The organism is Ruegeria sp. HKCCA5463 (assembly GCF_013034175.1).
Lineage (GTDB): Bacteria > Pseudomonadota > Alphaproteobacteria > Rhodobacterales > Rhodobacteraceae > Ruegeria.
Genome location: NZ_WQFL01000005.1, coordinates 150,553 through 163,367, shown reverse-complemented (window position 1 = coordinate 163,367; position 12,815 = coordinate 150,553). Strand labels below are relative to the sequence as shown.

Genomic DNA, 12,815 nt, shown 5'->3' with positions numbered 1-12,815 from the left:
TCCTTCGATTGTCCGCGAGTCAGGGCACCGCCCCAGCGCCCAAATTGTCCTGCGTTATAGGGACCGCGCAAAAAGGTGCAAGAGGTATCGGAAACAGGGGCGAAATTGCCGCTTTCCCCTCTTTCACTTGGCAGAGTATTCTCTATATGGCCCCTCACGGCAAATGAGGATGCAAGTGCGTATTCGTTTCGATCAGGGACCGGCCGGGCGAGGAACCCAGTTTCAGCGTCCGTCTCAGGTGATCCGCGCGGATGTGGCGGAGGACGTGCCCCAGGCTCTGGCGGCATTGGACGAGGCGCGCGCAGCTGGTGCCTGGCTGGCAGGGTATGCCAGTTACGAGCTGGGCTATGCGCTTGAACCCCGGCTCAATGGTCTTTTGCCGGAAGAACGACGCCTGCCTTTGTTGTGCTTTGGGGTCTATGATGCACCGGATCGGGTCGCCCTTCCGTCGCCTGCGGGCGAAGTGGGCGCATTCCGGCCGCGATGGGATGAAGCGCGATATGGCAAGGCCTTCAGCGCCGTGCATGACGCCATTGGTGCCGGCGACATCTATCAGGCCAACCTGACCTTTCCGATTGATCTGACCGTCTCGGGCAACAGCGAAACGCTCTATGCCGCGCTGGCGGCGGGGCAGCCGGTGGGCCACGGAGCACTGGTGCAGCAGGATGGGCTGCCCGATCTGCTCAGCCGCTCGCCGGAGTTGTTTTTCCGCACCGATGAGGGTGGGAGGATCGAAACCCGGCCGATGAAGGGCACGCAACCGCGCAGTGAAGACCCGGATGAGGATGCGCGCCGCCGGGCTTTTCTGAGCGCGGACGAAAAGAATCGGGCCGAGAACCTGATGATTGTTGATTTGCTGCGCAACGATATCAGCCGCGTCGCGCTGCCCGGATCCGTTCATGTGCCTGACCTGTTCCGGGTGGAAACCTATGCCACCGTACATCAGATGGTCTCGCTGGTGCGGGCGCAGCTGCACAAATGCGTGGGGTTGGGTGAAATACTGACAGCACTGTTTCCCTGCGGGTCGATCACCGGAGCCCCCAAGATCCGCGCGATGGAAATTCTGACGGAACTGGAGCCATGGGCGCGCGACATCTATTGCGGGACGATTGGTTGGGCCGCGCCGGATGGCCGGTCCGAGTTCAACGTGGCCATCCGCACCTTGATGCTTGAGGATGATCAGGCCACTCTGAACGTAGGCGGCGGTGTCGTTTGGGACAGCACCGCCCCGTCAGAGTATGAGGAGGCGTTATGGAAAGCCCGCTTCGCCCGCCAGCTGAACCTGATTTCAGCCTGATCGAGACACTGGCCTTCCGGCCGGATCAGGGCTTTGTCAGGCTTGACCGCCATCTTGCAAGAATGGCCCGCACTGCGAAGGTGTTCGAGATTCCTTTCAATCCCGATGAAGCGACCGCCCGGCTGAAAAGCGCCGCGTGTGACACCCCGCTGCGTTGCCGCCTTACGCTGGATGTGTCGGGCTCGATCGATCTGACAACCGGCGACCTGGTGGACAATCCCGGGATCTGGCGCGTCGCTCTGTCAGATCAGCGTCTGGCTTCGAATGACCTTTGGTTGCGTCACAAGACCACGCGCCGTGCGCTCTATGACTCTTCGCGCGCCGCACTGCCCGAGGGGGTGGACGAGCTGTTGTTTCTGAATGAACTGGATGAGCTTTGTGAAGGCACCATCACGAACCTGTTTCTGGAAATGCCTGATGGTCGGGTTCTGACGCCCGCTTTGTCCTGTGGGCTCTTGCCGGGGATACTGCGCGAAGAACTGCTGGAAAACAAAGCGGTTGCCGAAGCCGTGCTGACCTTGACCGACCTGAAAAATGCGCAAACTGTGCGGATCGGAAATTCACTGCGCGGACTGATCGAGGTGGAGCTGAAAGACGGGTGACAAAAAACAGCACGATGGTCGGACCGCCGGTTGCATTGCGACGGCTGCGGCTGGAATTTTGCATTTTCTATATCGGCTTCCCGTTGCTGATCGCTGTTCTCTTTCCACCGAACTGGATGTTTCCGGCCCTGTTTGCACTGACCGGGCTTGGTATCGTGCTGCTGCACCGGACGCCCGGGTTTCAATGGGCCGAGCTTCGTTACGGCTGGGCCAACTGGACCCTGCGCGAGTTGGCTCTGTTCTCTGCCATCGTTTCTGCCTTTTGCGTTGGGCTGATTCAGATCACGCGCCCGGAAGCCGCGTTCTTCCTGCTGACGCACCGCCCCGAAATGCTGGCGCTCATCTGGGTCGGGTACCCACTGTTGTCAGCGCTGCCACAAGAACTGCTGTTTCGCCCTTTGTTCTTTCGCCGCTATCACGCGATCCTGCCGGATGGGCGTGCGGCCTATCTGCTGAACGCGGCCATATTCTCGTTCGCACACCTTATGTACTGGAGCTGGATCGTCGCGCTGATGACATTCGCCGGCGGCCTGCTGTTCACATGGGCCTACCGGCAGCGTGGGTCATTCTTCTATGCGGTGTTGCTGCACGCGATTGCGGGCAATATCATTTTTGCGGTGGGGCTGGGCGTATATTTCTACTCGGGCAATGTGCAAAGGCCGTTTTGAAGGGGCAACCCGCCTTGACTTTCCGGGGCTGACAGGGTGTATCGGCGCGACGAATTCTGCGCCCGAAGGGATATTCCATGCACGCCTATCGCAGCCACACCTGCGCCGCCTTGACCGCCGCCAATGTTGGAGAAACCGTTCGCCTGTCCGGTTGGGTGCATCGGGTTCGAGATCATGGGGGCGTGCTGTTCATCGATCTTCGCGACCATTTCGGCGTAACCCAGATCCTGTGCGACGGCGACAGCGCCGCCTTTGCCGAGCTGGAAAAGGTGCGGTCCGAATGGTGCATCCGTATCGACGGCACCGTCAAAGCCCGGGACCCGGACCTGGTGAACCCGAAACTGCCCACCGGCGAGATCGAGGTTTACGTACGCGAACTGGAAGTTCTGGGGGCCGCCGACGAATTGCCGCTGATGGTCTTCGGCGATCAGGAATACCCCGAGGAAACCCGCCTGCGCTATCGCTATCTGGACCTGCGCCGCGAGGCGATGCAGCGGAACATGACCCTGCGCTCGGACGTGGTTGCGTCCATGCGTAAACGGATGTGGGATCAGGGTTTTCGCGAGTATCAGACGCCGATCATCACCGCCTCGTCGCCCGAAGGCGCGCGCGACTTCCTGGTGCCTTCGCGCCTGCATCCGGGCAAATTCTATGCGTTGCCGCAAGCCCCGCAGCAGTTCAAGCAGCTGATCATGGTGTCGGGTTTCGACAAGTATTTCCAGATTGCGCCCTGTTTCCGAGATGAAGATCCACGGGCTGACAGGTCGCCCACCGACTTCTACCAGTTGGATCTCGAGATGTCCTTTGTCGAGCAGCAGGACGTGTTCGACGTCATTCAACCTGTTCTGACCGGCGTGTTCGAAGAATTTGGCGGCGGTCGCAAGGTTGATCAGGACTGGCCGCAGATTTCCTACAAGGACGCGGCGCTGTGGTACGGCACCGACAAGCCGGACCTGCGGAACCCCATCAAGATGCAGGTGGTGTCCGAGCATTTCCGCGGTTCCGGTTTCGCGATCTTCGCCAAGCTGCTTGAACAGGAAGGCACCGAGATCCGCGCGATCCCCGCGCCGGGCGGCGGCAGCCGCAAGTTCTGCGACCGCATGAACGCCTTTGCCCAGAAAGAGGGTCTGCCGGGCATGGGCTATATCTTCTGGCGCGATCAAGGTGAGGGGATGGATGCTGCGGGTCCGTTGGCCAAGAACATCGGCCCCGAGCGCACCGAGGCAATCCGTCAGCAACTGGGTCTGGGTGTCGGCGATGCAGCCTTCTTCCTGGGCGGTAAGCCAAAAGCCTTTGAAAAGGTTGCCGGTAAGGCGCGTGACGTGATCGGTGAGGAATTGAACCTGACCGAAAAAGACCGTTTTGCCTTTGCCTGGATCGTCGATTTCCCGATCTATGAGCAAGACGATGAAACCGGCGCGATCGACTTTGAGCACAACCCGTTCTCGATGCCGCAGGGCGGTATGGAGGCGTTGCAGGGCAACCCGCTGGATGTGCGCGGCTACCAGTATGATCTGGCGTGCAACGGGTACGAGCTGGTTTCAGGCGCGATCCGGAACCACAAGCCGGAAATCATGCTGAAGGCCTTTGAACTGGCGGGCTATGGCGAGGATGAAGTAAAATCCCGCTTTGGTGCCCTGTTCAATGCCTTCCACTACGGCGCCCCGCCACACGGTGGATGCGCGGCTGGTATCGACCGGATCGTGATGTTGCTGGCAGATGAGGCCAATATCCGCGAAGTCATGATGTTCCCGATGAACCAGCGTGCCGAAGATCTGATGATGGACGCACCTTCGGACCCGACCTCGGATCAGTTGATGGAGCTGGGTCTTCGCATTATCCCTCAGGACCAGTAAAAAAATCCGCCCGCGTATCGCGGGCGGTTTTTTTCACGCAGGCAGCCTGTGTCAGTCCAGCGGGTCTTTCAGATTGTTTCGGTTGACGCGGATGGAACGCGCGGCCTGCCGTGTTTGGCGGTACAGCCAGATGCACAAAAGGGTTGCAGTGATGAAATAGGCTGTCACCATTTCAAATCGCCTCTCGCTGTTCCAGTCGGTTCTGCACCATCCCGGCAACCTGCGCCGCCTGCGCCATGATCGGCGTCCCGTTCGCGCGTGACAATGCCAGCTTTCGCGCTGCTTCCGCCAAGGGCCTGTCATTTGCCTCGCGCGCGACGCCGTGCAGGAACTGAGCGGCGTAGTCCAAGGCACGATGATCGTTGGGACCTGCGAGCACATCGGCGATATGGGCCATGTCGTCCTGATAGGCCAAAGGGTCCGGGCGGATGATTTCATCGCGCACGGCATGAAGCCCGCTGGGCCGCCGATCCTCCGGCAGGCGTTCCAGAATGGATTTCTGAAAATGAGACATTGATTTTAGCGGCTTGGACAAAAACCCATCCGCTCCGGCCGCAAGAGCCATGTCTTCGCTGCCGTCATCGCCCGACAGGCCCATGATGACACTGATACGGGGCGTGGCCTCGGCCAATTCGGCGATCAGGTCGGCGCCGGATCCGTCCGGCAGGCCCATATCGACCAGGATGACCGAAGGCCGATAGATCTGTAGATGCCTTCGGGCCGATTTCAGGCAATCCGCACGGCGAATGCGCGCGCCGCTGTGCAGGCACATCAGGCGGATGGCATCGCAAGCGTACCGGCTGTCTTCGACAACCAGTATGGTCTGACCCAGCAAGGGTCGAGTCGCGGTGGGCGCGGCGGTGGTGGTGGCAAGTAGGCCCGAATCGTCCATGGCAGCTCTCCTATGCAGCAGATGCTTCACGCTAGGAACTTCTGGCTAACACGACGTTAACGCGCGATTTGGCGCACTTGTCCTTTGGCGGGTCAGCCCCCATAACCCATGCAACGCAGGACAGCAGGAGTGAGACATGATTGGACGTCTGAACCACGTCGCCATCGCCGTACCGGATCTTGAGGCGGCGTCCGAGCAATACCGCAACGCGCTGGGCGCCAAAGTCGGCGCGCCGCAGGACGAGCCGGATCACGGTGTCACGGTCGTGTTCATCGAACTGCCCAACACCAAGATCGAACTTCTGTATCCGCTGGGTGATGACAGCCCGATCAACGGGTTTTTGGAAAAGAACCCGGCCGGCGGTATCCACCATGTATGTTACGAGGTCGAGGATATCATCGCGGCCCGTGATCATCTGAAAGCGACCGGAGCCCGCGTTCTGGGATCAGGTGAGCCCAAGATCGGTGCGCATGGAAAACCGGTTCTGTTTCTGCACCCCAAGGATTTCAACGGCTGCCTGGTCGAGCTGGAGCAGGTATAACCCCCAGCCCCGGAGGGCCCGAAATGACCATTACTGCCGCGCTGGTGTTGTTCGCCGTCATCTGGTTCATGACGTTGTTGGTGGTGCTGCCCATTCGCATCAAAACCCAGGGCGATCTGGGTGACATCGTTCCCGGCACGCATGCGGGCGCGCCGGAAGTGCATCACATGAAAAGAAAGATGTGGATCACCACCGGTATCTCTGTGGTTCTGTGGGCGATCATCGCCGGGATCATCCTGTCGGGCGTGATCTCGGTGCGGGATTTCGACTGGCTGAACCAACTGGAGCCAAGATAATCCCCGTCAGGCCTTTTGGCCCGACACGGTGTGATAGATATGGGTGAACGTGGCGGCCCCGATGATCGGGATCACCAGGTTCACCAGCGGCACTGAAAGCGGAATGGCCATCAAGGTGCCCGCCACCCAGATCGTTGTCGAGTGTTTGGACCGCAGCTTGCGTGCCCCGTCGCGCCCGATTCTTCGCATCGCAGCCAGGGTGAAATATTCCCTCCCCAGCAAGAACCCGTTCATCGCCCAAAAGATGAAAGGCGCAAGCGGGGTGAAAATTGCGTACAGGATCAGCGCCAGCAGGTTTGCCACAATCAGAACACCAAGAAAGCTGAGACCGTCCATTACCGCCTCTGAGACCGGGATACGCCGGGCGGGCGGCAACGCCGGAAAATGTTTGTCCTCAACCGCCTGTGCCACCTCGTCCAGAAAGATCGAGGTGATGGCCGATGCGACCGGCACCATCAGAAAAACGGGCAGGATCAGGACGAGCACGATACCGGAATAGTTCAGAACGTCGTTCAGCCACGGGACAGCCCCCACGAACGGCAATGAGATTTCGCTGCCCGACAACCAGTTGATCAACCAGATCGCACCTGCACAGGCGAGAACCAGCAGCAGAATGGTCAACCCCACTCCGCGCAGCAAAACGGCACGGAACTTGGGATCTCCGGTCTGACCAAGTGCGCCGAAAAAGGCGTTCAGGATGATCATTCCGAAACCCACTCTGTCAACGCGGCCACATCGGGCCGGGGGCGTTCCGGCGGGGTCGCGCCCTCGGTGGCGATATGAATCAACCCGGCCACGCGTTCGTTTTCGGCAAGCCCGAAAGCATCGACACAGAACGCGCGATCATGTGTTTGCCAGCCCGACAGCCAATTGGCGCCCCAGCCCGCAGCCAGGGCGGCATTCAGCAGCGCCAGACAGACCGCGCCGGCAGAGTAGGATTGTTCGATGGCCGGGATCTTTTCGGATTGCTTGCGAACCTCGATGACCGCGACGGCCAGATGCCCCATATCGAACTGGCTGCGCGCCTTGGCGATGTCTTCCGGGCTTTTGTTCAGCCTTTTCCCGCAGGCCTCGGTCAGGGTCGCCAGACGTGGCATCGCGCCCTTTTCCAGAACGATGAATCGCCAGGGCTCCAGTTTGCCGTGATCGGGGCTGCGGGCGGCGGCCGTCAGCAATGGCAGCAACTCCTCCCGGGTTGGGGCCGGAGCAACCAGTGTCTTGGCCGGCCGGGACCGGCGCGACTGCAAAAACTCCAGAGCGGCGGGGTTTTTCAGGGACATATGTTAACTTCCTTTACATCACGACTCTGTATCTTGGTCGGTATCCTGTCCGTTTCAAGGGCACGCCAATGGATTGCGTGGATCAATTTCATTACGACGTGCTTCGTGCAAGACTTTGAGAAAAAAAGAGGAGACAATGGCGAAACCCAAACTGCGCGATCTGCCGGATCTCAGCGCGATGGCGCAGGCCGGGGCCGTTTTCAAACTGAAGGTGACGCCCAAGGCGGCCCGCGATCGGGTGAGCGTCGAAGACGGTCAGATCAAGGTATCCGTTACGGCCCCGCCGGAAAACGGCAAGGCCAACAGGGCCGTGCAGTTGCTGCTTGCAGAATGTCTTGGCGTCGCGCCCTCGACCCTGATGCTGAAGCAGGGGCAAGCCGCACGGATCAAGCTGTTTTCCTATGACGCCTGAGGTCCGGTTTCGCGAATTTGATAAACACCTTCGGGCAGATCCAGCGCGGCCGCCAGATCCCGCACCTGCTCGGGCGACAACGTGATCTTCTGTATTTGATCGGTGCGGGGATCAAGTTGTTCCAGCGTGACGCATTCCGCGAAATTGTTGATCACCACATCTTCCTGCAAAGGTTGTTCGCCTTCGTCCACAAGCGTAATGACCGTCGAGTCGAATTCATGCTCAATCGTAAACATGAGGCCAGAGTGCAAGCCGCCGGGGCGCAATGCAAGCCGTTCGTTGAACCGGCGGTGTGGTTTCGCCGGCACGGTCGTACTATGTTGAAATCACGGCCATTCGGTCTCAAAGGATATGACATGCACAGATGGTTTGTTTTTTTGCTGTCCCTGCTGCTTGCTGCATGTGGAGAGGGGGCCTTGCGCGTCCAACCCGCCGAGGAATGGCGGGGGGATGAGCCAGAGGCCGAACCGATGGTGCAAACCTTCCGAGAGGTCAGTCGGGCCGTTGGGGCGGAAGCCCGCAGACAGTGTCTGAAACAGACGACCGGGCAGAATTGCGACTTTCGGATTCTTGTCGACTTGAACCCTCAGGCTTCGGTCAATGCATTCCAGACGCTGGATGAGAACAAGCAGCCGGTGATCATTTTCACCCGCTCGATGATCGAATCCACCCAGAACGCGGATGAACTGGCGTTTGTCATGGGGCATGAAGCAGCCCACCACGTGTTGGGGCACATCGCCAGGCAGAGTGAAATCGCCAGCGCCAGCGCGGCTGAGTTCGGGCGGGTGGCAGAGTTGCGCGGCGGGGACGCCGCCGCCATTGAAGAGGCGCAAAAGCTGGGCGCGCAGGTCGGCGTTCAGGCTTATGTGAAAGACTTTGAGCTGGAGGCAGACCAGTTGGGAACCATCATCACGTATAATGCGGGATACAATCCGTTGGTCGGGGCAAGGTTCTTTGATCGCATCCCGGATCCCGGTGACAGGTTTTTGGGAACCCACCCACCAAATGCACAACGTGTGCAGATCGTGCGGGAAACAGCAGAGCAATTGGGTTTGTCCCAATGAGCCGGCTCACATGCCTGGGTGTCGTCCTGACGGATCGCGGCTCGAAATACGCGGTGTCTGGGGCGCAGGTCACGACGCGGGCTGAAATCGACGCCGTTTTGAACGATTTGAAATCCGACAAGAGCTATGCCAAGGCCACCCACAACACCTGGGCCGCGGCCTTGCCGACTGGCGCGTTAAAAGCTGATGATGGGGAAAGCGGCGCGGGCATGGTGATCCTTCGGATGATCGAACGCGCCGGGCTGAAAAATCACGTAATTATCGTGACGCGCTGGTATGGCGGCAAGAAACTGGGCGGGGATCGCTTTCGCCGTGTTCAGGATGCCACGCGGGCCTATCTGGATCACATCGGCGTCCAATCTTGACCTGAGTCAATGTTTGCCTTCGCGGATGCGCTACCCTTTGGACACAGCGTGAAAGCGAAAGGAAACAGCATGCCCACCCACGAGACCCTGCGGCTGCATGCCGGATTGGTGGACGATATGGCCAGAATGCTGGACATTGATCTTGAGGAAGCCGCCATTGATGGTTCCGTTTCCGTGGACCAGATCTCTGATGCTGTTTTGCGCTGTACCGACTGCCCGAACCCGGATCACTGCAAGAGTTTGCTGAACGATCCCGGATCTGCTCGGCGTACGCCCGAATACTGCCGAAATCAGGAATTGCTTCACAATCTCCTGCCTTGACACAAAGGTCTGCCATGACACATCTGGGCGAAATCATGACCCATCTGCGCTTGGTGTTGCGTATGGGGCAAGCAACCGGAACCGACTTGGCCGCGGCCTATCGGAAAGGTCATCTGAAACAGGAAGAATGGGCTGAAATCGTGCAGCAGTGTCGCGGCTGTTCCTGGGCCAAGGACTGCCCGGAATGGTTGGAACGGCGCGAGCAGGTTGAACAGGCGCCGTCGACATGCCCGAATCGCAAATACTTTGCCGCCCTCAAAACCAAGCAGGTGGAGAACGCTTGATGTCTCAGGTCGCGTTAGGGGAAATCGAAAAGCACTTTTGGCTTACACGCTCGGTGTCGCGCTGCATGGGCATTTCAATGACCGAAGCGATGGCCGAAGGACGTCTTTCACCCGAAAAATACGCTGAACTTGTCACACGGTGCCGCGCTGCCGGATGTGATGTGCAATGCGAGTTTTGGCTTGCCCGGCAACAGGGCACAGCGACCACTGCCCCGGATTTTTGCCCCAATGCCGAGATATTGAATGGGTTGAAAACCTGATCAAAGCCCGTTGTGCGTTCCGTCGCACAAAGGCGGTTTCGAACTGTGTTTGCAGCCACAAAAGAAGACCTTTTTGCTGCTTTCCGCTGTATATTTCACGGGCTCTGACCCGGTGCCTTTGTGCGATCCGTCGCAAAACGGCTGGCGGCTGGATTTGCCGCAGGCGCACCAGAAATAGGTTTTCCCTTCGACGACCTCGACCGGAAATGGCGATTTCTGGGCAACAATGGGCGCGTTTGACATATGGCTTCTCCGTCTTTGGCTGAATTCGCTGCAACAGTTTAGGGCGCCGGAGTCAGAAGGATAGGTTTTACGCCTCAAAGAACATCATTGCGCCATTGGATTGGCATGGATTCGCTGTGACTCACGAAGACGTGATCGATTCAGTTGCCAGATTGTCGTTCAGCCCGTATTCTTAACTTGGCCCCGAAAAGCTGGGCAATATCAGAAAAGTAATAAAGGATTGACGGACATGAAACTGAAACTCGCTGCCGTTGGCGCATTTGCACTGATCCTGACTGCCTGTGCGCAGCAGGAAGAACCGACACCTGTTTACGTTCAGCCCAGCTATGACAAAGCCGGCACACCCAGCTGTCCGGGTGGTTATCAATTGGCCACAACCGAGGCTGGCCAGACGGTTTGTGACCCTATCACTCAGTAAGCCATTCGCAGGCGGCCCTGACCCGGACCGCCTGTACGCTTTCAGGAAAAACCGTCACCAGTTGTGGCGGTTTTTTTCTTGCCTGCGATTTCGCGGCTATCGGACAGGTTGCGTTCTTCGCGTTGCGTGAACCCTGTTTAGTGCCTTTTGAAGCCGTAGGTATGCTTGAACTTGAATGACTTGAATTTCTGTCGTTTGACCGACCCGTAGGGGATATGCCCGATGACACGCCGTTTGGGGGCAGTGTATCGATAACCCGGGGCCGGCTTTTTGATATGCGCCTTGGGCCGCTTGGCATATGACTTGGCCTTCGGGGCCACGTAATACCGGTTTATCTTGTGACGGCCGTTTTTGTGAAAGCTTAGATGTTTGCCGCCAACCGTAATGAATCCGGCAGAGCCGACCTGTGTAGGCTGGGCGTACCCGGGAGTGGCCACGAAATGCGCGGCCATCAGGAAAACCACGCAATTCAGGCCAAGCTTGAAGATACGGGACATGAAAACCTCCATGATTGGCTTTCAGTCCAAGATCGGGTCTGACCGCGTGTTCGGCCAATAAACTCGGTTCACGCTTTGCCCATATGCCGTGTGCTCGACGCGGTGTCAGACCTTAGACAGGCTTGCCCCACAAATCGTATTCTCCGGCCTCGTCCACTTCGACCGTGACGATGTCACCGGGCCTGAGGTTTTCGAACCCCTCATCGATGAACAGATTGCCGTCGATCTCGGGCGCGTCTGCTTTGGTGCGGCAGGTGGCGGCCTCGTCATCGACCTCGTCCACGATCACCTCAAGCGTCTGCCCGACCTTCGCTCGCAACTTGGCCTCCGAGATCGCCTGTGCCTTTTCCATGAAGCGATCCCAGCGTTCCTGCTTGATTTCGGCCGGAACGTGATCGGGCAGGTCATTTGACCGCGCGCCATCGACGTTTTCATACTGAAAACACCCGACCCGATCCAGTTGAGCCTCGTCCATCCAGTCCAGAAGGGTCTGGAATTCCGACTCCGTCTCACCCGGATAGCCGACGATAAAGGTCGACCGCAGGGTGATATCCGGGCAGATCGCGCGCCAGGCCTTGATTTCATCCAACGTTCTGGCCGACGCGGCCGGGCGGGCCATGCGTTTCAGCACATCCGGGTGGGCGTGTTGAAACGGGATATCCAGATAAGGCAGCACGTTGCACCCGGCATCCGCCATCAGCGGAATCAGGTCTCGCACATGCGGATAGGGATACACATAGTGCAGCCGCACCCAGGCATCGAGCTGCCCCAACTCGCGCGCCAGATCGGTGATATGGCTGCGCACTTCAACATCTTTCCACGGGTTGATGTCGTATTTCCGGTCCAAGCCATAGGCCGAGGTGTCCTGCGAAATCACCAGCAACTCACGCACGCCGTTTTGCACCAGCTTTTCCGCCTCGCGCAGAACCGCATGCGCCGGGCGGCTGGCCAATTTTCCGCGCATGTCGGGGATGATGCAGAACTTGCACTTGTGGTTGCAGCCTTCGGAAATTTTCAGATAGCTGTAATGGCGCGGCGTCAACTGCACGCTGCTGGCGGGCAACAGGTCCACGAAAGGATCAGGATCGGGGGGCACGGCGGCATGCACCGCATCCAGCACCTGCTCGTATTGGTGTGGGCCGGTGACAGCCATGATGCGGGGGTGATGTTCGCGAATGTAATCCGGCTCGGCCCCCAGACAGCCGGTCACGATGACTTTGCCGTTTTCCACCAGCGCCTCTCCGATCGCGTCCAGCGATTCCGCTTTGGCGCTGTCGAGGAACCCGCAGGTGTTCACGATGACAGCATCGGCCCCGGCATAATCTGGCGAAATGCCGTATCCTTCGGCACGTAGCCGGGTCAGAATGCGTTCACTGTCGACCAACGCCTTCGGGCAGCCCAACGACACCATGCCGATGGTCGGCTGGTTCGATTGGGGTGTCTCGGTGATCCGGGCAGAAGGTGCCAGGTCGGGGCGGAGGTTCGGCGGGTTTGTCGTCATGCGCGGCATATAGTCGGG

The 12,815-nt window shown here is 59.0% G+C and carries 20 protein-coding genes; 13 read left to right on the top strand and 7 right to left on the bottom strand.

What is annotated here, in order from left to right; translation table 11 throughout:
• The first annotated feature begins 169 nt into the window (after positions 1 to 169).
• The 4 genes from GOW09_RS12420 (at position 170) to aspS (ending at position 4,423) form a co-directional block, all read left to right on the top strand.
• Entirely contained in the window at positions 170 to 1,297 is a 1,128-nt protein-coding gene (locus tag GOW09_RS12420) for an aminodeoxychorismate synthase component I (protein WP_171118726.1), read from the top strand.
• Positions 1,252 to 1,899, top strand: coding sequence for an aminotransferase class IV family protein (locus GOW09_RS12415; RefSeq protein WP_171118725.1), 648 nt, complete (start codon positions 1,252 to 1,254; stop codon positions 1,897 to 1,899). The genes GOW09_RS12420 and GOW09_RS12415 overlap by 46 nt, the downstream gene beginning before the upstream one ends.
• Complete coding sequence (locus GOW09_RS12410) at positions 1,896 to 2,567, top strand: CPBP family intramembrane glutamic endopeptidase (RefSeq protein ID WP_371808048.1); 672 nt, start codon at positions 1,896 to 1,898, stop codon at positions 2,565 to 2,567. Before GOW09_RS12415 ends, GOW09_RS12410 begins: the two co-directional genes overlap by 4 nt.
• A 77-nt stretch (positions 2,568 to 2,644) precedes the next feature.
• On the top strand, positions 2,645 to 4,423 hold the full coding sequence (aspS, locus tag GOW09_RS12405; RefSeq protein ID WP_171118723.1) for an aspartate--tRNA ligase: 1,779 nt from the start codon (positions 2,645 to 2,647) through the stop codon (positions 4,421 to 4,423).
• Between the two features lie 172 nt (positions 4,424 to 4,595).
• On the opposite strand, the gene GOW09_RS12400 is transcribed toward aspS, so the two are convergent.
• Entirely contained in the window at positions 4,596 to 5,315 is a 720-nt protein-coding gene (locus GOW09_RS12400) for a response regulator (RefSeq protein ID WP_171118721.1), read from the bottom strand.
• A 136-nt stretch (positions 5,316 to 5,451) separates the two neighbouring features.
• On the opposite strand from GOW09_RS12400, the gene mce reads away from it, so the two are divergent.
• A complete protein-coding gene (mce, locus tag GOW09_RS12395) occupies positions 5,452 to 5,856 on the top strand; it encodes a methylmalonyl-CoA epimerase (RefSeq protein ID WP_170346086.1) in 405 nt (134 codons plus the stop codon).
• A gap of 23 nt (positions 5,857 to 5,879) precedes the next feature.
• Entirely contained in the window at positions 5,880 to 6,152 is a 273-nt protein-coding gene (locus GOW09_RS12390) for a DUF1467 family protein (RefSeq protein ID WP_117867937.1), read from the top strand.
• A gap of 6 nt (positions 6,153 to 6,158) precedes the next feature.
• Here the strand turns inward: GOW09_RS12390 and GOW09_RS12385 are convergent, their stop codons facing one another.
• Together GOW09_RS12385 and GOW09_RS12380 are read right to left on the bottom strand one after the other, a co-directional pair.
• Positions 6,159 to 6,857, bottom strand: a complete 699-nt coding sequence (locus tag GOW09_RS12385; RefSeq protein ID WP_171118718.1) for an EI24 domain-containing protein — start codon at positions 6,855 to 6,857, stop codon at positions 6,159 to 6,161.
• Positions 6,854 to 7,432: a nitroreductase family protein gene (locus GOW09_RS12380; RefSeq protein ID WP_170346088.1), complete on the bottom strand. Its 579-nt coding sequence runs from the start codon at positions 7,430 to 7,432 to the stop codon at positions 6,854 to 6,856. The genes GOW09_RS12385 and GOW09_RS12380 overlap by 4 nt, the downstream gene beginning before the upstream one ends.
• Before the next feature lie 136 nt (positions 7,433 to 7,568).
• On the opposite strand from GOW09_RS12380, the gene GOW09_RS12375 reads away from it, so the two are divergent.
• A complete protein-coding gene (locus GOW09_RS12375; RefSeq protein ID WP_171118716.1) occupies positions 7,569 to 7,844 on the top strand; it encodes a DUF167 domain-containing protein in 276 nt (91 codons plus the stop codon).
• Here the strand turns inward: GOW09_RS12375 and GOW09_RS12370 are convergent.
• A complete protein-coding gene (locus GOW09_RS12370; protein ID WP_171118715.1) occupies positions 7,832 to 8,080 on the bottom strand; it encodes a hypothetical protein in 249 nt (82 codons plus the stop codon). The genes GOW09_RS12375 and GOW09_RS12370 overlap by 13 nt on opposite strands.
• A 120-nt stretch (positions 8,081 to 8,200) precedes the next feature.
• Here GOW09_RS12370 and GOW09_RS12365 point away from each other — a divergent pair, with 120 nt between their 5' ends.
• The 5 genes from GOW09_RS12365 to GOW09_RS12345 all read left to right on the top strand — a co-directional run bounded on the left by GOW09_RS12365 (position 8,201) and on the right by GOW09_RS12345 (position 10,138).
• A complete protein-coding gene (locus GOW09_RS12365) occupies positions 8,201 to 8,908 on the top strand; it encodes a M48 family metallopeptidase (RefSeq protein ID WP_171118712.1) in 708 nt (235 codons plus the stop codon).
• Complete coding sequence (locus tag GOW09_RS12360; RefSeq protein WP_171118710.1) at positions 8,905 to 9,273, top strand: YigZ family protein; 369 nt, start codon at positions 8,905 to 8,907, stop codon at positions 9,271 to 9,273. The genes GOW09_RS12365 and GOW09_RS12360 overlap by 4 nt, the downstream gene beginning before the upstream one ends.
• 69 nt (positions 9,274 to 9,342) lie before the next feature.
• Positions 9,343 to 9,594: a DUF6455 family protein gene (locus GOW09_RS12355; protein WP_152458952.1), complete on the top strand. Its 252-nt coding sequence runs from the start codon at positions 9,343 to 9,345 to the stop codon at positions 9,592 to 9,594.
• Between the two features lie 14 nt (positions 9,595 to 9,608).
• Entirely contained in the window at positions 9,609 to 9,878 is a 270-nt protein-coding gene (locus tag GOW09_RS12350; RefSeq protein WP_152458951.1) for a DUF6455 family protein, read from the top strand.
• Positions 9,878 to 10,138 carry a DUF6455 family protein gene (locus GOW09_RS12345; protein ID WP_152458950.1) on the top strand — a complete coding sequence of 87 codons (261 nt, stop codon included), beginning with the start codon at positions 9,878 to 9,880 and terminating at the stop codon, positions 10,136 to 10,138. The genes GOW09_RS12350 and GOW09_RS12345 overlap by 1 nt, the downstream gene beginning before the upstream one ends.
• Here the strand turns inward: GOW09_RS12345 and GOW09_RS12340 are convergent, their stop codons facing one another.
• Positions 10,139 to 10,381 carry a CDGSH iron-sulfur domain-containing protein gene (locus GOW09_RS12340; RefSeq protein ID WP_171118708.1) on the bottom strand — a complete coding sequence of 81 codons (243 nt, stop codon included), beginning with the start codon at positions 10,379 to 10,381 and terminating at the stop codon, positions 10,139 to 10,141. It abuts the gene before it with no gap.
• A 229-nt stretch (positions 10,382 to 10,610) separates the two neighbouring features.
• Here GOW09_RS12340 and GOW09_RS12335 point away from each other — a divergent pair, with 229 nt between their 5' ends.
• Complete coding sequence (locus tag GOW09_RS12335) at positions 10,611 to 10,799, top strand: hypothetical protein (protein WP_050604769.1); 189 nt, start codon at positions 10,611 to 10,613, stop codon at positions 10,797 to 10,799.
• 137 nt (positions 10,800 to 10,936) lie between these two features.
• Here GOW09_RS12335 and GOW09_RS12330 read toward each other — a convergent pair whose 3' ends face one another.
• Positions 10,937 to 11,296, bottom strand: a complete 360-nt coding sequence (locus tag GOW09_RS12330; protein ID WP_171118706.1) for a hypothetical protein — start codon at positions 11,294 to 11,296, stop codon at positions 10,937 to 10,939.
• A gap of 112 nt (positions 11,297 to 11,408) precedes the next feature.
• A complete protein-coding gene (gene rimO / locus GOW09_RS12325) occupies positions 11,409 to 12,797 on the bottom strand; it encodes a 30S ribosomal protein S12 methylthiotransferase RimO (RefSeq protein ID WP_171118704.1) in 1,389 nt (462 codons plus the stop codon).
• Positions 12,798 to 12,815: the final 18 nt, after the last annotated feature.